Source organism: Pseudomonas sp. R1-7, from assembly GCF_051132105.1.
GTDB lineage: Bacteria > Pseudomonadota > Gammaproteobacteria > Pseudomonadales > Pseudomonadaceae > Aquipseudomonas.
In genome coordinates this window covers 836,582-854,151 of record NZ_CP071661.1, presented here as the reverse complement: position 1 = coordinate 854,151, position 17,570 = coordinate 836,582, and the positions used below count along the sequence as shown (strand labels likewise).

Genomic DNA, 17,570 nt, shown 5'->3' with positions numbered 1-17,570 from the left:
TCTAGTCCTGAAACAGGTGTAAACCTATTTCAGGACTAGACACTTGGCAAAAACAAACTAGTCCCTTCTACATTTCAAAGTACTCCTCCACCTCCCCACAAACGAAACCTATTAATCAGTAGCTCTCATGCTACGGACAAACAGCTGCAAACCACATCCTATCGAAAAAACATTACCGCACAGATCAAAAGCCTAGCCTGTCGCCATACCCGTTCTCTAACCATTGGCGGACAAATAAACGCTCAATATATTAATTAAACCCACCTTATCAATATAATCAACAATATACTCTGCCGCGCCCTCGTCCGCTTCGCATACTGAAGCGGACATTTTTTTCTGCTGCCCTGAAACCTTATAAGCTTGATGGGCAAAAAAACCGACAACCAACATTATTAGGATCAAACTATCTTGTTCTAAACTTTCGGATTTGAAATTATGCTCTGCCAAGGGGCCATTTTGCATTTCATCTGAGTCCAGAAAATACGCCAATCTATCAGCACTGACACTGTGATCAGACAGCCACACCCAGCACAGCTCAACTGCCTCTTTACATTTACTATGCGTTACAACCGCCGACTCCAAATTACTTAAAACATGATCAAGTACCAGAAGAAAAACTGCGGCCTTCTTGGTCCACATCATTCCACCAATAAGATCGATAGCCTCTTTATTGTCCATTGACTACTCGCCCCCCCTTAACCAATACAGTTAGACGATTTGGCATTGCTGACCCACCTTCTGCGGTCACCCTCAAAAGCAAAGTAGGATAGCGCTCGCTGAACTGTTTGACAACGCCATTCAAATCAGTATTACCTACCAACCCGGCGCTACATTTATTGCAAATACCACTCGCATTAGAAATTTTTACGTCCACAACTCGACCATTTAACTGAGCAGATGTTAGACCTTGCCTTTCTATTTTATTAGCCACATTGTTAAACAAGTCTTCTTCCGCATGCCGGGTGAAGAGAGGGTTGTTATATGGAGACTTGATCAACCTTTCTTTACCATACAAGTCATCAAGACTTGGTAAACCGGCGTTTCGACGGAGTACAGGTGAGAGGCCTTCAATAACCTCCGACTCAAAACCGGGAATATCTGTTCTAGCGACCCCAATCGTATCTCCCTCTGGTAAATTATATTTGGTTCTCACTATAGCCAGATCATCAACAGTAGCAATTTCAAAAAACTTTCCGGTGTCCTTCGCCGCCTGCCTTTTTGCCAGTAATTTCGCAGCTATCTCTGAGATAGCTTTACCAGCACGCACCCCCGTCAAGGACAAAAGGACATCGTCAACAGTTGTATCTGGCTCCGCAGATTTTCTTGCTAAAACTAACAATCTCGACATTGCATCTTTCGAAGCGACGTCGTTGGTAGAGATATTAATAATTTCTGTTGCGTGATTATCTGCTTGCTCACGGCCATACTGACTCCACTTGTCTGACAAGCGCAACTCGCCATAAAGGCCTGACCCAGTACCATTAAACAAGCTGGTGTCTTCAAACTGCTCCTTGGTCGAGCCAAAGGCATAAACAACAGAACCATTGGCAATAATAGGCGTGCCATCTTTCCACGTTAATGGAATTTTTTGGTCTGCCAACTCTTGAATAACATCTTTTGCGATTGCCAGATCCCTATCGAGCCAATCGCGCGTTGGGTCGTTACCCCACTTTTCTTGCAGCCCATCCAAACGGGCTTTCTCGACTGCATCGACATTCGATCCAGCAGCCATACGTAGCAAGTCTTCCCACAGCGCATCCGATTTCGGCTTACCGCGGGTTTTCTCCAACTCTTCCGCTTTCCTCTTCAGAATCGGGACTTCTTGGGTCAAGTGTAATTGTCGGTTAAAAACTTCCACGCCGTAACTAGTCCCAGCGGCAACCGAAGAACCGCTCACTCCTTTCCCTGAGCCGGCGCCAGCCCCTATCCCAGTCGCAATCAAAGAACCGATAGTTTCCTGATCAATCTCCGACATCCCGCTGCTTCGCAACGCGTCCCCAATTGCCGGCATTAATGCAGCCGACGCTCCCGCCCCCAACGCACCGCTCTGCACGCTGCCACTAGATAACCCAATCGCCGCACCTGCCAGCGCATGTAGCGTCACCCGTGCAGCCCCACCTTCTGCCCAAGCCGATCTAGTCGCAGCGTCGGATTTCGGGTTTTTGGCTTGCGCCTCCGCGTAATCACCAATTCTCTTGAAGATATCGCTAGAAGCCGTATTGGCAACGATGCCTACCGTTGTACCGGCCGGAGCGCCACCAAGGCCTGCGGCGATTAATCCAGAGGCGATATCGGCCATCATTTTTTTATCGCCGCCAAACTGCCAGCGCTTGGCTTCTGCATAAGCCGCATCAGCTGCACGTGCTGTATCGGCGGCGCCAGACATCCCCGCGTCTGATTGTGCCTTTGCCTCCTGCCCAAGCCTCTTGGCCTCATCCGCCTTAGCCTTAGCGACCGTGCTGATAACACCGCTGGCCAGTTGCGCCGAGCTTTGAATCAGGTCGATACGCTCCTGCATGGCCTCTTCATCAGGCTTGTCCAGCTTCTGATTGGCGTTGACGGTATCGCGGTTCAGCCCCACCAGGTCAGTCGCGCCCTCGGGGTTACGAACAACGATCGTGCCTTCGCTGACAGCACTGCGGGTGTAGCTGTGATCTTTGTCCTTAAGGGCTACTGGGATGCTGCCGCCGAACGAGGAGCCGCCAACATTGCTGCCCGAGATGGAAATTCCCGCCGATTGGCTCTCGATATTGCTGATGTTCTTGATATCGCTGACGAGCAAGCGATCCGTGCTGAGGCGGTTTTTATCCGCGGACGCTTCGCTGGCAATCACAGCGCCCTGCAGGGTCGTGGTTTTACCCACATGGATGTCGTAGCCACCGGCACCAGCGAACAATCCGCTCTGCTCGGTCACGGCCTTGTAGTCACTGTTCATGTTGGCGGCGGCAATATTCGCCGAACCCGCGACCATGGAGCCGTAGCAGAACGGCGGAACGCAGATGCTCGCTCCGATCCCCCCACTGCTTTGCTTGCTTTTCGACGATTCGGTGTCCTGACGAGAAACAATATTCAGGTTGCCGCCAATCGACGCTTTGATGGTGTCCGCCCGGACCTGGGCGCCTTCGAGGGTTGTGTCGCGACCGCTTTGCAACAACAGCGATCCAGTTTCCAACGTGGTATTGACCTGAGTGACGGACTTGCCGTTACCCATGTTTTTCGCACCTTGGGCCCCCAGATCGAGGGTGAAGCCGTTTTGCTCCCCAATGTTGAAGCTGGCACCAATGGCCGTTTTGTTGCTCGACCCGTCGTTTTTGCGATCAACGGTGTCCTGTGCACTTTTCAGCAGCAGATCATTTTTAGCCAGCAACAAGGTGTTTTCAGCCTTCAGGCTGCTGCCGGTTATCTGGATATCACCCAGGGTTCCCGCCGCGTCCCCCGTGGCAACAATCGATAGCTCTTGACCGGCATTAAGGGTGCTTTGCTTCGCCGTCAGGCTGTTGTACTCGCTGCTGCTTTTGCTGCGCGTATTGGCCAGCTCGGTACCGATCTTGATCAGTGAGCCATTGCTGGGGGTGCCGCCTTGCTTGTTTTTGAACCCGGAGCTCTGCCCGTTGGCATCCGAGGCTTGGCCACCCAGGTTGTAAAACGCAAGCGCAGCCTGGGCGATTTTTACTGCCTTGAGTCGAGGGTCATCGGCATTCTTCGCAGCTTTGGACGCGTCGCGAATAGTCCTTGCGGTGTCGACGATCGCACCACCGATGACCCTACCCACTGCCAAGCTTTTAGAGCTGTCCTCTGTGGTTTGCCGCGCGGTTTCATCACCTGCGGTAATGGTTACGTTGGAACCGGTAAGCGCCATATCCTTGGTACTGACCAAATCACTAGCCACCACACTCAACTCACGCCCAGCCGTAAGCGTTACATTGCCGGCACTGGAGCCGATCGTGCTGCCGGTAAGCGTGGTTTCTGTAGCCGTGCCGTTGTGCTTCTGACTGTTGATAAACAGATGCTGATTGCCCGTCATGTCATCCAGGCCCAGCTTGTTACCAGTCAATACACCTGTCAGGTCGCGATTCTTTTCCTTGTGCATATCAGTGCGCGAGAAGGTATTTTTCGCCGCATCGATGTTCAGGTCGCGCCCGGCCTGGACTGCCAGATCACCGGTACTGACCAGGGACGAGCCCGTCACTTTCACATCTTGGCCGCCCGCGACGGTGACCGTCTCGCCTGAGACCATGCTGCCCACGGCAGTCGTGCGCTTCTCATCGACCTTGTCCTGGACTTTGCTCGACTTGAACCCGCCCCAACTGCTTTTGCTTTCCTTACGCTCATGTCGGGCGCTGTCGGAGTCGGTCACGGCAAGAATCTGTACGTCCTTGCTTGCGACCAATTTCGTCGCGCCTTTCTCGGAAGTCACGGCGCTACCTGCCAACAGCAGGTTTTCACCCGCCACCAGCGTACTGTCGCCACCGGAACTGACCAGGCTGCCCACCTGGGTGGTGCTATCCGTTTCATCCAGCCGGAATTTCTTCCCGGAGGAAGACTTCTTGGTCTTGCTGTAGAAGCTGTAGTCCTGATCCGCAGCAGCCTTCAGGGCGAGGTTGTTACCCGCCACCAGGTACGCCTCATTCCCCGCGTTGACCGTACTCGCTACCAGCGTGAGATCCTGCCCCGCGCTCAGCGTCGCATCCCCGCCCGCCTTGAGCGTGGTGGACACCTGCTGGACATGATCCTCGATGCTCTTGACCTTCTTGCTCTGGCCATACGAATGCTGTTCATTCGCCGCGGGCCCCAAGGTCAAGTTCTTGGTAGCGACAATGGCCAAGTTCCGCTTGGCTTCGACCTGGCTGGCTATCACGTTGAGGTCACCGCCCGCAGCGGCCTGAAGATCCCGCCCAACCGTAACGCTAGAACCATTCTGGGTAATGGTCTGGTCTCGATGTTTGCTGCCCTGCGTATGGCTGTCCACCTGCTCGGCGGCGGTGATGTTCATATTTCGGGCTGCGCGCAATGTAGTGTCGTTACCACTCTTGAGCACACCACCAACATTGGCGATATCCCGCCCAGCGCCCGCGCTCAGGTCATGACTCGCCTCAATCCGCGCCGCGTTGTCAGCAAATTCGCGTTGCTCAGTCTTGTAGCCAGTGCTGCTGGCATGCCGGGTAATGGTTCGCTCATTGGTCAAATCACCAGCCACGGCAACAACACTGACATCCCGCCCAGCAATAACCCCACCCGCCCGGTTAGTCAGATTATTACTCGCCAACGCATCCAGCCGACCACCCGCTTCCATCAACCCACTGTTGACCAAGCTGTCGCCCGCCGTCGCCCTCAGGTTGCTGGACGCACGCAAGGTGCCCGCATTGTTCAGGTTTTTACCCGCAATCAGGCTGACGTCTGAACCCTGAATCAGCGCACCATTCGGCGCCAGACGATGGTTCGCCTGGGCCAGGTAAAGCACCGGCACCAGCACCTGTTGATTATTCACCGTCCGGTTTTCCATCCAGACGATGTCATGGGTCAGGGCCGCAACCTGTTCGGCGGTCAGGCTCACGCCCAGGGACAGGTTGAGACTGTCCTTGCTGGCGATGGCATTGTTCATCAGGTACTTGAACATGCCGTCGTCGGAGTTCTGGCCGTCGAGGAAGCGTTGGCCGGTGCGGGCGATCACCGCCTGTTGAATCAGGCGTTGTTCGTAGAAGCCGTCGCCCAGGCGCTTGGCGGCGGTGTCCGGGTCGTAGCCCAGGTTTGTCAGCAGGTAATCGGAGCTCATGAAGCGGCGCATGTCGGTCAGCGCCGGGTTGGTCTCGATCAGGTATTTCTGCGGGTTGGCCTGGAATGAGCGGTCCGGCAGGCCACGCACTTGCGTCAGCCCCGTGCTTTGGGTTGGCGTGGTGGCGCCGTCGCCGCTCATGCGGAACAGGCCGTTTTGCCCGGTGGGCAAGTCGAAGCCCGGCAGGGCCAGTGGATCGACCTGTTGCTGGGTCAGGCTCGGCGGGAGTTGCCGATTGATGTTGATGCGGGTCGAGAAAACATTGTCAGCGTCCGTGTCGGTACGCGGTCCGGCACCAACATAATTGTAACCGCCGCGCACGACACGGCTGTCGGCTTCGCCCTGGATACGGACATCCACGGCTCCGCCGGCCTGGATGATCGCAGCATAGGTCTGGTTATCAGTGGTGGCTGTTTGAGTGCCAAACTGGGTCAACTCGTGTTCGGTCATGCCGATGAAAGTGCTCATCGCAGCTTCAAGGCCGGTCAGCTTATTGGGATCGTAATCTGGGCTTGTAATCCAGTATTTATTGGTGAAGTCATCTGCGGCAGAGCGCCAGTGTCCTGGATTACGCGTGCGTTCGGACCTGAAGGTGCGCGAGGTTTCAATCTCGCCGGTCTCGATGCCGATGTTGTCCAGGCTGACGAGGTTGGCGGTCAATGCGCCGCCGGCGCCGATGCTGCTGCTCCGATTGGTCAGGGTGTCGCCCTGGATATCCAGGTTGCCGCCGGTGGTGATACTGGAAGCCGCGCTGGCCGCGGTGACTTCGAACTTGTCGCGCTGGATGATCTGCCAGACGTGGTTTTCCTTGCCGCCGCTGCAATCCCCGGCGTTGTACCCTTCGATGCAGGCCACTTCCCTGATCGAGGCGGTGTAGATGCCTGCGTCGTGGGTGGTCAAGATCTCGCGCACGTTCTCGATAGTGCTGGCCGCCAAGCGCATGTTGCCGTCGCTCTGCAGCGTGCCGGAGCTGTTGAGGATGCGGCTGGCACGGGTGCCGAGGCCGTCGCGATCGATGTTCAGATCACCGATGCTATAGATATCGGCATAGCGGTTGGTCAGGCTGTTCACGCGCAGGCTGGTATTGCCGCCGCTGAAGATCAATCCGTGTTCGTTGAGCAAGTCGCCGGTGGATACGCCGAGCGCGCCGGCACTGCCCAGCGTGCCGTAGTTGTTGAGCGTGGCGGCTGTGACATTCAGGTCCGCCGCCGAGGTCAGGCGACCGTAGCTGTTGAGGACGCCATCGACCACGACGGTTGTGTTGCCACCGCCAGCGATGCTGCCGCCTTGCTCCAGATCGATCAGCGCGGCCTTGAGCCCCAAGGTGCCGAGACTGCTCAAGCGACCGTTGCCTGTATAGGCGCCGGTCAGTTGCAGGTCAATTGCCCCATCGCTGCCGATCAGGCCGTCTACACGCCAATTGTTGCCACGGCCCTCCATGCCATCAGTGCTGAGCAACTGGCCCGTAGCGGTCTGGGTCAACTGGTCGACGTCGATGACCAGGTGCCCGGCCTGGATCGCGGTGGTGTTGGTCCAGCGATCAGCCGTCACCGTCAGGTTGCCATAGGTCACCAGCTGACCGCCGGCCTGGCCCAGGTTGGCCTGGCTGATACCAAACAGTCCCAGGCCGGTGTGCAACAGCTTGCCACCCACGTTCTGGACGCTGCCGGTGTTGAAGCCCACATCATTACTGGCGGTTTCGAGGGTGCCGTCGTTGTTATCGAACAGGCCACCGATGTTGAACACCGTGGTGCTGTTCTGGCCCAGGGTGCGCAGTTGGCCTTTCAGGTTACTCAAGCTGGCGGCCAGAATATCCAGGCTGTCCCGGCTTTCGATGATGCCCGCGTTGTTGTTCAGCGCACCCGAAAGGTCAAAGTCGATGCGACTGGCGCTGACCTGCCCGCCGCCGCTGTTGTCCAGGCCCCGGCCAGTGACCCAGACCTTGCCCGTGGCGTATATCCCGCCGTTGCGATTGTTGATATCCGCCGTCGCGTTGGTGACCACGACATCGCCGGCTTGCGCAGCGATGCGTCCGCCGTCGTTGAACAGCCCAGCCAAGGCTCGGATGTTGAGTCCTTGAGCCTGGATCGTGCCGCCCTGGCGGTTCACGTCGTAGCCGTTTTTCAGCACACCGGTGGCCCGCGCCTCCAGCGCCGCCTTGACGCTGGACAGCACGCCGCCACGGTTGTCCAGGTTGGTGGCGAAGACACTTAGCTTGGCGTCCTTGGCGATGATGCTGCCACCCTGGTTATCGATGTCGCCGGATACATCCACGGTGACCAGGCCCTCGCCTTGCAGCGTGCCCTTGGCGTTATTCAGACTGGCAGCATCGAACTCGACCTCGGCAGTACGGCTGGCGATCAGGCCTTTTTCGGCGTTGTTGACCGCGCCGGTGGCGGTGACCAGCAACTTGCCATTGGTGGCCACGGTGCCTTTGTTGCTGTTGTCCAGACTGCCGGTGCGCACGCTCATGACGCCTTGGCTGGAAAGCTCGCCGCCCTGGTTGTTGATCGCCCCCGTGTTGGTGATGTCGAGGTTGTTGCCGGCCATGACCAGGCCGGTCAGGTTGTCCAGGCTGCCGAGGACCAGGGTCGCGCTGTTCAGGCTCGACAGTTCACCGGCATTGTTTTCCAGATGGCCCAGGTTGGCCGTCAGCAGGCCCTGGCTATTGATCAGGCCGCCCTGGCTGTTGAGGACTTGATCGGCGCTCAGGTGCAGTTCGGTGTTACCCAGGATCCGGCCTTTATTGCGGTTATCCACAACGTTGCCGGTGACGGTGGTCTTGCCCTGCCCACTGAGCGTGCCGCCCTGGTTATTCAGCGCAGCGGTGGTCGTGACATTCAGGTCGCGACTGGCGATGACGGTTTTGCCAGCGTTGTTCAACTGCTTGGCGGTGAGGGTGACATCACCCGTGGTGTTGCGGCTGTTATCGGCATTGACCCCGGCCTCGACAATGCCGTTGTTGGTCAGCGTGCCGCCGCTGTCCAGATGAATGCTGTCGCGCGCCACCAGGTTTTTCTGGCTGCTCAGGTCACCTTGGGTCTTAACTTCGAGTCGGCTTCCGGCGTACACGTGCTCCCGGGCTTCGAGGCTTTTGGCCTGGATATCGACCGCTCCGGCAGCCGCCGTCTCGGCCAGGCTCAAATGCCCATTGGCATCGAGCTGGATATCACCGCCGCTGGCGACCATCTTGCCGTCCAGCTTCACCCCGACACCCGCTTCGGTGCCCACCAGTTTGATAGCGCCTGCATACATGCCACCCAGCGCCGAGGAGTCGATCGCCAGTTCCGGCCTGGCGCTGCCGTCATCGGCGCGGGCGGTGGCGTCGAGGGTGTCGGCGTTGACGTCGTTGCGCCCGGCAACAATGGTCAGGTTCTTGGCCTGGATCTCGGCGTTGATCTTGGCGCTGCGGGTAATGATCTCAAAACGGTCGACGTTGCTGGCGTTAAGGCCCGCGCCTTCAATGGCCACGCTGCCCTGATCCACTTGGTAGCGGTTCAACTGGCCGTTCTCGATGATCGGCTTGCCCGTCGTCAGCGTCGCCCTCGGCGTATTGATAAAACCGCATCCGTTGCACGTGATGCCATGAGGGTTGGCGACGATGACGTGTGCCGATTGCCCCGCCACTTCGGTGTAGCCACGCAGCTGGCTGGGGTTGCCGCCGTTGACCTCGTTGAGGATGGTCTTGGCGGCCGAGCCCTTGAGGTTCGGATTACCGAGGATGATCCCGCCCAGTTGCGTGGCCTGGGCGGGGTTGGTGGCGTTGTTGAGGATCACGCCGTTGCTGCCGACGTTGTAGTCCTTGAACTGGTTATGCGACAGCCCGCTGCCGTTGGGCTTGGCAATGTTGACCACGGGCACACCGTTGCCCGCCTGACCGAGACTGGTGCCCGGCGCGCTGACCACGATACCGTCGGCCTGAGCCCACAGCGGTTGCCAGAACATGACGTTGGCCAACAGGAACGCCAGGCCACGCTTGGGCATGCCTAGGAACCGCTCGCGGTTTTTCAGGGCAGCAGAGGGCTGGCGGGCCAGGAAGGCGCATTGGCGTTCGTCCATGATCGGGTCTCGTTGCAAACAGGATTAGATGGATACATCCACGCGGAAATAGATCGGCGCTTCGCGCTCGGTCAGGGCGTCCGGACGTTCCAGGGAGTGGGCGAAGGTGACGCTGGCGCTCAGGTGCTCACCGCGGGCGAACAGCTCCAGCGAATTGCTCGACATGCGCCCATGCTGGTCGCCGTTGTAGCGATCGCCCCGAATGACGCCCTGGTCGTAACCGAGGCTGGTGCCGTACTCGGCGAACACCGGGCGCAGCCATTGCAGCGTCACCGGACGGCTCCAGCGCAGGTCGTTGCGCCAGTAACCGCCACTGTCGCCGGACAGCGTCTGGTCCTTGTAGCCGCGAATCGAGGACAACCCGCCCAAGCTCATGCGCTGCGGGCTGAACAACGCGTCCTCGCTGCGCTGGCCGGTCATCAGGCTGCTGAAACTGAAAGATTCGCCGCCCAACTCGAAGGACTGCAGGTAGCTGAGGGTGGCCGTGTATTTGCGGTAACGCGCATCCGGCACGCCAGGCCCAGGGCCGTGGTCGCCCTGGGAATCCAGGGCGCCGATACCGTTTTGCAGGCCCAGGTCGAGGTTGACGAAGGCATTGCCGATCCGCCGCCCATGGTTGATGCCGAACTGGGCCTCGCTGATGCGGTTGCTGCTTTCGGAGAGTTTGCTGTCTTCGATGAAGTTGTTGGTACGCAGGTAGGAAAGGCCCGTGCTGAGCGAGGTCTTGCTCACCGCGTCACGGTGGACCACCCGCTCCAGGCGCAACTGATGGTTCTGGCTGTCGCCAGTCTGCTTGAAGTTGAAATTGTTGGCCTGGCCCAGCGCGCGATACTCGCTTTCGCTGTAGGTGTAGCTCAGGTTCCACCAGCCAAAGGGCAGGTTGTAATAGAGCATGGCATTGCGGGAAGTCTTCTGATGATCGCTGATGGCATCGTGGCCACCGCGCAGGGCCAGTTGATCGGCCAGGCCCAAGGGACTGTCCCAATCGAAGGCGGTAGCCCATTGCTGCTCGCCCGTACTCTTTTGCCCATCGTTATGCCGTGACAGGCCGACGCGCCAAGGTTTTTGCGGGGTATTGTTGACCAGCACTTCACTGCCGCCGATGTTCTGCCCCGGCGTCAGCTCCATCCGGGCGCTGTTGGACGGCAAACGGTTCAGTTGATCAACCATTTGCTCGATGTCCCGCAAGTTGAGCAATTCGCCGGGCTTGCCGGGAAAACTCATGGCCAGTTCGCGCTCGGACAAGCCACTGCCCTCGACGCCCTTCAGTCCTTCAAGCCGTCCTTCGACCACCAGCACCTGCAGATGCCCACTGGACAAGTCCTGTTGGGGCAAATAGGCACGGCTCGTGACCAGGCCCTTTTCCAGGTACGCATCGGTGATGGTCTTGAGTAGTTCGTTAAGCTGCGGCACGCCCAGGCATTGATTGATGTAAGGGGCGAGCAAGCGTTGGCGCTCGCGCTCTGACAGGGCATCGGCGCCCTTGAGTTCGATGGTCTTGATCGGGAAGCAACGGTTGTCGGTCGGCGCGACGGGGGCTTGGGGTGTGGCGGGTTTGCCCGGTAACTCTTTGAGCTGTTCGAGGCGTCGGCGCTGCTCTTCGAGCAGACGGTCCTGGCGCTCGCGGATCAGATCCGTGTCGCCGGGGGTCGGCGCGGCAACGGCAATGTTCATCGCTAGAAAATACAGCGACGCGACGACAAGCCTTGTCCCTAAGGCATACACGGACATCTTCGATCCCTCGATACAAAACGACAGCAAAATTGCGGCGCAGGCCAAATCGGACAGCCTTCTGCGCGCACACCAGACCTTGCAGATCGCTTTCGGTTCAGAAATCGGACACTTTTTGACTCAAAAAAGAGACGTGCCTCACAGGACGCGCCCGAAATCACCTTGTTGATGAATACTTTTCGAGAAGAGCAACAAGCTGAACCGCATGAACTTTTCTTCACCCCACGCCTTCATGCAATCCGATACAGTCCCCTCGCTCATTCAAGAAACTAAGGTTTTAGCCCGCTCTCCCGCGGGCTTTTTTTTGCCTGTCATTTTTCGTCCCGATAAAAAAATTTTCAGATTCAGGGCCCGCCGCCGATACAGCTCCGTTAAACGTTTTTGCTGGCTCTTAACAACAACAATCTTCCAGCCAACCGACGATAAGCAGTGCAACGTTCCTGGAGGAATTTGATGAATAGCTGGTTTGGCAACATTAGCGTCAATATGAAACTGGGCCTGGGCTTCGGCCTGGTGCTGGTACTGACTTGTCTCCTGGCCCTCACCAGTTGGACCAGCCTGGGCGGTTTGATCGACCGCAGTAATTGGATGAGCGACATCACTCAGCTCAACGCCGGCCTGACCAAGCTGCGCGTCGTTCGCCTGCAATACATGCTGGCCAACGGTGACGAGACCGTCGCACAAAATGTGCAGACCACCCTCGATGGTTTCATCGCACAACAAAATGCCCTGCTCAGCAGCTTCAAGAGCCCGGCAAACGTCAAGCTGCTCAAGGAGCAGAGCGCGGTCATCGGTGCCTACCAGGTGTCGCTGAACAAAATGCGCAGCGCCTACCGCACTGGCAACGCCGCGCGTGACGTCATGGGCACGAACGCCGAGGCAGCCTACAAGCTGATCGAAGCCATCGATTCCGATGTAAAGCAATTGGCAATCAGTGACGAGCGCTTCGCCCAGTTCCAGGCCATCACCCAGGCCAAGCAGGCGTTCATGCTGGCCCGCTATGAAGTGCGCGGCTATACCGCCATCCCCAACGCCGATACCGAACGCAAGGCCTTCGCTCAACTGGATGCCGCCATCGCCTCGCTGAAGCCGCTCGATGAACATTTCGCCAGCACCCGTCAAGGTGAGCTGCGCCAGCTGGAGTCGACCCTGGTCCAATACCGCAGCGCCGTGCAGGCCTTCAAATTGGCCACGGCTGACGTCGTACAGGCCCGCAAGGAAATGACCGACCAAGGCGCGACCATCGTTTCCCTGAGCGAGCAGCTGTACCAGATCCAACTCGACCGTCGCGACGCTGAAAGCGCCCAGGCCCGCACGCTGCAATTGGTCAGCACATTGCTGGCTTTGTTGGTGGGCATCATTGCCGCCGTGGTCATCACTCGCCAGATCACTCGCCCATTGCGTGAAACCCTGGCGGTGGTCGAACGCATCGCCGGTGGCGACCTTTCGCAGAACGTCATCGTCACCCGTCGCGATGAGCTCGGTGTCCTGCAGCAGGGCATCGCTCGCATGGGCGTGACCTTGCGCGACCTGATCAGCGGGATCCGCGATGGCGTGACCCAGATCGCCAGCGCCGCCGAAGAATTGTCCGCCGTGACCGAGCAGACCAGTGCCGGGGTCAACAGCCAGAAAGTCGAGACCGACCAGGTCGCGACCGCCATGCATGAGATGACCGCCACGGTCCAGGAAGTTGCCCGCAACGCCGAAGAGGCCTCCCAAGCCGCGGCCGCCGCCGACGGCGAAGCCCGTGATGGCGATCAGGTGGTCAGCGAAGCCATCGCCCAGATCGAGCGCCTGGCCAGCGAAGTGGTGCGCTCCACCGATGCGATGACTGTGTTGCAACAGGAAAGCGACAAGATCGGCGCGGTGATGGACGTGATCAAGGCCGTGGCCGAACAGACCAACCTGCTGGCGCTCAACGCCGCCATCGAAGCGGCCCGCGCCGGTGAAGCCGGACGCGGCTTTGCGGTCGTCGCCGACGAAGTCCGTGGCCTGGCCCAGCGTACGCAGAAATCCACCGAAGAAATCGAAGGCCTGGTGGCCGGGTTGCAGAACGGCACCCAGCAAGTGGCTGCAGTGATGAACAACAGCCGCAATCTCACCGACAGCAGCGTGGCCCTGACCCGCAAGGCCGGCGTTTCATTGGAGAACATCACCCGCACGGTGTCGAACATCCAGTCGATGAACCAGCAGATTGCTGCCGCCGCCGAGCAACAGAGCGCCGTGGCGGAAGAGATCAGCCGCAGCATCATCAATGTGCGCGATGTGTCCGAACAGACCGCCGCCGCCAGCGAAGAGACCGCTGCGTCCAGTGTTGAACTGGCGCGCTTGGGTGGTCAGCTGCAGCAGATGGTCAGCCATTTCAGGGTTTGATTACGGAAACGCCCGCTTCCAATGGAAACGGGCGTTTTGCATAGCGATGCAGCTCAAGCGTTCCAGGGATTGATCACTTCAATTCCAGGAAACTCGAAGTCTCTTGTATTGCGCGTGGCAATCGGAGCGCCGTGAGTCCGGCAAATAGCCGCTATTTGCGCATCGGCCATACCCGCCGCCTTACCCTTGGCCTCACACGACGCAACAAGCGTTGCGTACTCAACAGCCGCATGGGCATCAAAAGATAAAATCCTGCCGGCAAAATCCTCTTCAAAAATTGCCATCGCATGGGATTCGAGCTTCTGCTTTCGCTTGCCGAAGGGCAGCCTGGCGATACCATGAAGAATTTCCGCTACCGAGATAGCGCAGATGACCAGATCCATCGCAGGCTGCGCATCGACCCAAGTCAGAACTTTTGTATCCGGCTCAACGCGCATGAATTCGGAAATCACATTGGTATCGAGGATTATCATTCAGAGAAATCCACCGCCTTTGCTTTTTCGTCACGGGACGGTAGGTCAAGCTCAACGCCCCCCAGGGCCCGGAACCTGTTTCGAATACGACTTCCCAATCCTCCCGCAGAATTAACCGTGGCCAGTGCGCGCCCCAGGATAAGACGAGCCTCTTCCTCCATTGAATGGCCATTGTGAGCCGCAGCGATACGCAGTTGCTCTTTTATTTGATCATCTAGATTTCGAATCGTGATACTAGCCATAGCGCCACCGCAATCAATGAAATCATTGATCGCAAGATTAGTCGACGAGTCGTCGAATTGTCCAGCCGCCGTTACACACTAATCGCATTGGTAAACACCAACCGATTCCCGAACGGATCCATCACGGTCATGTCCTGGCTTCCCCACGGCATGGCCTGGATCTGTGGATGGGCGTAACGGTATTGCTTGGCGATCAATTGCTGTTGGAAGGCTTCCAATTCATCTGTCTCGATTCGCAGCGCCGAGCCCGGCGTGCAATCGCCATGGTGCTCGGACAGGTGCAGCACGCAGTCACCACGGGAGACTTGCAGGTACAGCGGAAAGTCATCACCGAAGCGGTGTTGCCAGTCGACGGTAAAGCCCAGGAAGTCGACATAGAACGCCAACGCCTTGGTCTCATCGAAGATCCGCAGGATCGGGGTGGTTTTACCGAAGCTCATGGGTTGCTCCCTGGCTGAAAAGACCCAGTTTAGATGGGTTGAACTCACTGCTTCGGCTTTAAATCCGGCTTCTTTAGTGTCGCAATGCCATTATTGTGACGCCAATTAACACACTATCAATCGCTTACACGTCATTGAATGGACTAAAACCCCCGACGCAGATCGCCGTCGCGCGCCAGGAAGCATCCTGCCCGATGTCCGTTCGCCTGACCGTCGCAATAGCTCAGGACACCGTTGACCCACACACCGTCAATTCCTCTTGCAGCCCGTTGAGGTTCGTTGAAATCGGCCACGTCGCAAACGGTTTGTGGATTGAACAAGACCAGGTCCGCCCAGTGTCCTTCACGGATTTCACCCCGGTCCTTCAGGCCAAAACGCCCCGCGGAAAGACCGGTCATTTTGTGCACGGCGGTGTGCACAGGAAAAAGCCCAACGTCTCGACTGAAATGTCCCAGCACCCGTGGGAAAGCGCCCCACAAACGCGGATGGGGAAACGGGTCCTCGGGTAGGCCGTCGGAGCCGATCATGGACAGTGGGTGCGCGAGGATTCGTCTTACGTCGCTTTCATCCATGCCGTAGTACACCGCGCCTGCCGGCTGTAGGCGACGGGCCGCTTCCTGAAGCGACACGTCCCATTCAGCGGCGATGTCCGTCAGGTCTCGACCGCCCATGTGCGGATGCGGTGTCGACCAAGTAATGGTGATGCGATGGGCATCGGTCACTTGCTTGAGGTCCAGGGTCGAGGAGCTGGCCGCGTAGGGATAGCAGTCACAGCCGACCGGATGGGTTTTGGCCGCGTTTTCCAACGCCGCCAGCACCTGCGGGCTACGCCCCCAGTTACCGGCACCCGCACATTTGAGGTGGGAAATGATCACCGGGCTTTGGGCATGTCGACCAATCTGGAATGCCTCGTCCATCGCTTCGAGCACCGGCTCGAATTCACTGCGCAAATGGGTGGTGTAGACCGCGCCGAACGCTACCAACTCTTCGGTCAGTTGCATGACCTCGTCGGTGGACGCAGAAAAAGCGTTGGCGTAGGCCAGGCCGGTCGACAGGCCCAGCGCACCGTCCTCCAGGCTTTCGCGCAGTTGCCGACGCATGGCGGCGATTTCTCCCACCGAGGCCGTGCGCAACAAATCGTCCATGTGATTGCTGCGCAACGCCGTGTGCCCGACCAACGCGGCCACATTGACCGCCGGCGTCGCTGTTTCTACCGCCCGGCGATAATCGGCGAAACGCGGGTAGGCGAACGCCTCGGATGGGCCAAGCAAATTCATCGGGTCCGGCGGATCGCCCCGTAAGCTCACTGGTGCAGCGCTGATGCCGCAGTTGCCGACGATGACCGTGGTCACGCCCTGGCTGAGCTTGGGCAGCATCTGCGGTTGGCGAATGACCACCGTGTCGTCGTGGGTGTGCACATCGATAAACCCTGGAGCAAGCACGCGGCCGGCGGCATCGATTTCTGTGACCGCCCCGGCACCGTGCAACTCGCCGATGCGTTCGATGCGACCGCCGTGGATCGCTATGTCGGCGCGGTAGCCGGGTGTGTCGCGGCCATCGATGACCAGCGCATTGCGGATAAGCGTGTCGTACAGCATGTCAGTCTCCCAGCGGCAAGTGATCGTCGCCGCCGCGGTAATCGTCGAGGGCGAGTTTGACCCGCCGCAGACGCTCTTGATTGTCTTCGGGATGGGCCAGCGCCAGTTCGGTGGCGAGCACGTCGATGGCCAGCAGCATGCCGTAGCGCGCCGCCGTGGGTTTGTAGATGAAAGAAGTTTCGGCGCTTTGCAAGGGCAGCACGCAGTCGGCCAGTCGGGCCAGTGGCGAGTCGGCGCGGGTGATGGCCAGGATCGCCGCGCCGTAGCTGCGGGCCAGCTCAACTGCACTCAACAACTCCAGCGTGATCCCGGTCAGGGAACAGGCGACAACCAGGTGCTGGTCGCTCAGCGAGGTGGCGGTGATGCGCATCATCACCGGGTCGCGGCAGGCGGCAATCGGGTAGCCAAAACGCACCAGCCGCACCTGCAGTTCCTCGCCGCACAGCGCCGACCAGCCACCAAGGCCGAACGCATGGATCATCCGCGCCTTGCCAATCATCCGCACGGCATCGCCGAATCGCGACTCTTCGAAGCCCGACAGATGCTGGCGCAACGTCGTCTCGATATCGCCGACGATCTGTCCGTAGAACGCCGACTGTTCCGGCGCGCCGGTCGGGTCGAGGAAACGGCTGCCAACACCGCTTGCCTGGGCCAGTTGCAGCCGCAGGTCCCGCAGGTCACGGCAACCGACAGTACGGGCGAAGCGCGACAGGGTGGCGCTGCTGACTTCCGCGCGCTGGGCCAACTCTTCCAGGCTGGCAGAGGCGGCAAAGCCTACGTCGTCGAGCATCAGCCGGGCGATTCTTCCTTCACCGGCGCTGAAGGAATCCTGGCGGGAGCGGATCTGGTAGAGGATGTCCATGACGGCTCCTTGCAGTGGC

Annotated in this window: 9 protein-coding genes and 1 pseudogene; 2 read left to right on the top strand and 8 right to left on the bottom strand. The window is 58.7% G+C overall.

The window, feature by feature from the left end; all coding sequences use genetic code 11:
- Window positions 1-216: 216 nt before the first annotated feature.
- Genes J3P79_RS03765 through J3P79_RS03755 form a run of 3 tightly spaced genes read right to left on the bottom strand, consistent with a single transcriptional unit; the run spans window position 217 to window position 11,563 of the window.
- Complete coding sequence (locus J3P79_RS03765; RefSeq protein ID WP_434608277.1) at window positions 217-678, bottom strand: Imm6 family immunity protein; 462 nt, start codon at window positions 676-678, stop codon at window positions 217-219.
- Complete coding sequence (locus J3P79_RS03760) at window positions 668-9,832, bottom strand: hemagglutinin repeat-containing protein (protein WP_434608274.1); 9,165 nt, start codon at window positions 9,830-9,832, stop codon at window positions 668-670. The genes J3P79_RS03765 and J3P79_RS03760 overlap by 11 nt, the downstream gene beginning before the upstream one ends.
- Window positions 9,833-9,856: 24 nt before the next feature.
- Complete coding sequence (locus tag J3P79_RS03755; protein WP_434608271.1) at window positions 9,857-11,563, bottom strand: ShlB/FhaC/HecB family hemolysin secretion/activation protein; 1,707 nt, start codon at window positions 11,561-11,563, stop codon at window positions 9,857-9,859.
- A 453-nt stretch (window positions 11,564-12,016) separates the two neighbouring features.
- On the opposite strand from J3P79_RS03755, the pseudogene J3P79_RS03750 reads away from it, so the two are divergent.
- Window positions 12,017-13,030 (top strand): annotated as a pseudogene (locus J3P79_RS03750) (methyl-accepting chemotaxis protein); the annotation flags it as partial.
- A gap of 42 nt (window positions 13,031-13,072) precedes the next feature.
- Window positions 13,073-13,936 (top strand): methyl-accepting chemotaxis protein, encoded by an 864-nt coding sequence (locus J3P79_RS03745; RefSeq protein WP_434611338.1) that lies wholly within the window; start codon window positions 13,073-13,075, stop codon window positions 13,934-13,936.
- A 53-nt stretch (window positions 13,937-13,989) separates the two neighbouring features.
- Here J3P79_RS03745 and J3P79_RS03740 read toward each other — a convergent pair whose 3' ends face one another.
- From J3P79_RS03740 to J3P79_RS03720, 5 genes are all read right to left on the bottom strand, one after another.
- On the bottom strand, window positions 13,990-14,409 hold the full coding sequence (locus tag J3P79_RS03740) for a type II toxin-antitoxin system VapC family toxin (protein ID WP_434608270.1): 420 nt from the start codon (window positions 14,407-14,409) through the stop codon (window positions 13,990-13,992).
- A complete protein-coding gene (locus tag J3P79_RS03735; RefSeq protein WP_039592371.1) occupies window positions 14,406-14,651 on the bottom strand; it encodes a FitA-like ribbon-helix-helix domain-containing protein in 246 nt (81 codons plus the stop codon). The genes J3P79_RS03740 and J3P79_RS03735 overlap by 4 nt, the downstream gene beginning before the upstream one ends.
- Before the next feature lie 71 nt (window positions 14,652-14,722).
- Window positions 14,723-15,091 carry a glyoxalase superfamily protein gene (locus tag J3P79_RS03730; protein ID WP_434608267.1) on the bottom strand — a complete coding sequence of 123 codons (369 nt, stop codon included), beginning with the start codon at window positions 15,089-15,091 and terminating at the stop codon, window positions 14,723-14,725.
- 143 nt (window positions 15,092-15,234) lie between these two features.
- The gene (locus J3P79_RS03725) at window positions 15,235-16,689 is read right to left on the bottom strand and encodes an N-acyl-D-amino-acid deacylase family protein (RefSeq protein WP_434608265.1); all 1,455 of its coding nucleotides are present in this window, start codon (window positions 16,687-16,689) and stop codon (window positions 15,235-15,237) included.
- Window position 16,690: 1 nt separating this feature from the next.
- Window positions 16,691-17,551 carry a MurR/RpiR family transcriptional regulator gene (locus J3P79_RS03720; RefSeq protein ID WP_434608263.1) on the bottom strand — a complete coding sequence of 287 codons (861 nt, stop codon included), beginning with the start codon at window positions 17,549-17,551 and terminating at the stop codon, window positions 16,691-16,693.
- Between the last annotated feature and the right edge of the window lie 19 nt (window positions 17,552-17,570).

Coding starts and splice junctions, on each gene's coding strand:
- J3P79_RS03725 (WP_434608265.1), bottom strand. CDS start 16,689: ATGCTGTACGACACGCTTATCCGCAATGCGCTGGTCATCGATGGCCGC.
- J3P79_RS03760 (WP_434608274.1), bottom strand. CDS start 9,832: ATGGACGAACGCCAATGCGCCTTCCTGGCCCGCCAGCCCTCTGCTGCC.
- J3P79_RS03735 (WP_039592371.1), bottom strand. CDS start 14,651: ATGGCTAGTATCACGATTCGAAATCTAGATGATCAAATAAAAGAGCAA.
- J3P79_RS03720 (WP_434608263.1), bottom strand. CDS start 17,551: ATGGACATCCTCTACCAGATCCGCTCCCGCCAGGATTCCTTCAGCGCC.
- J3P79_RS03730 (WP_434608267.1), bottom strand. CDS start 15,091: ATGAGCTTCGGTAAAACCACCCCGATCCTGCGGATCTTCGATGAGACC.
- J3P79_RS03745 (WP_434611338.1), top strand. CDS start 13,073: ATGGGCGTGACCTTGCGCGACCTGATCAGCGGGATCCGCGATGGCGTG.
- J3P79_RS03765 (WP_434608277.1), bottom strand. CDS start 678: ATGGACAATAAAGAGGCTATCGATCTTATTGGTGGAATGATGTGGACC.
- J3P79_RS03740 (WP_434608270.1), bottom strand. CDS start 14,409: ATGATAATCCTCGATACCAATGTGATTTCCGAATTCATGCGCGTTGAG.
- J3P79_RS03755 (WP_434608271.1), bottom strand. CDS start 11,563: ATGTCCGTGTATGCCTTAGGGACAAGGCTTGTCGTCGCGTCGCTGTAT.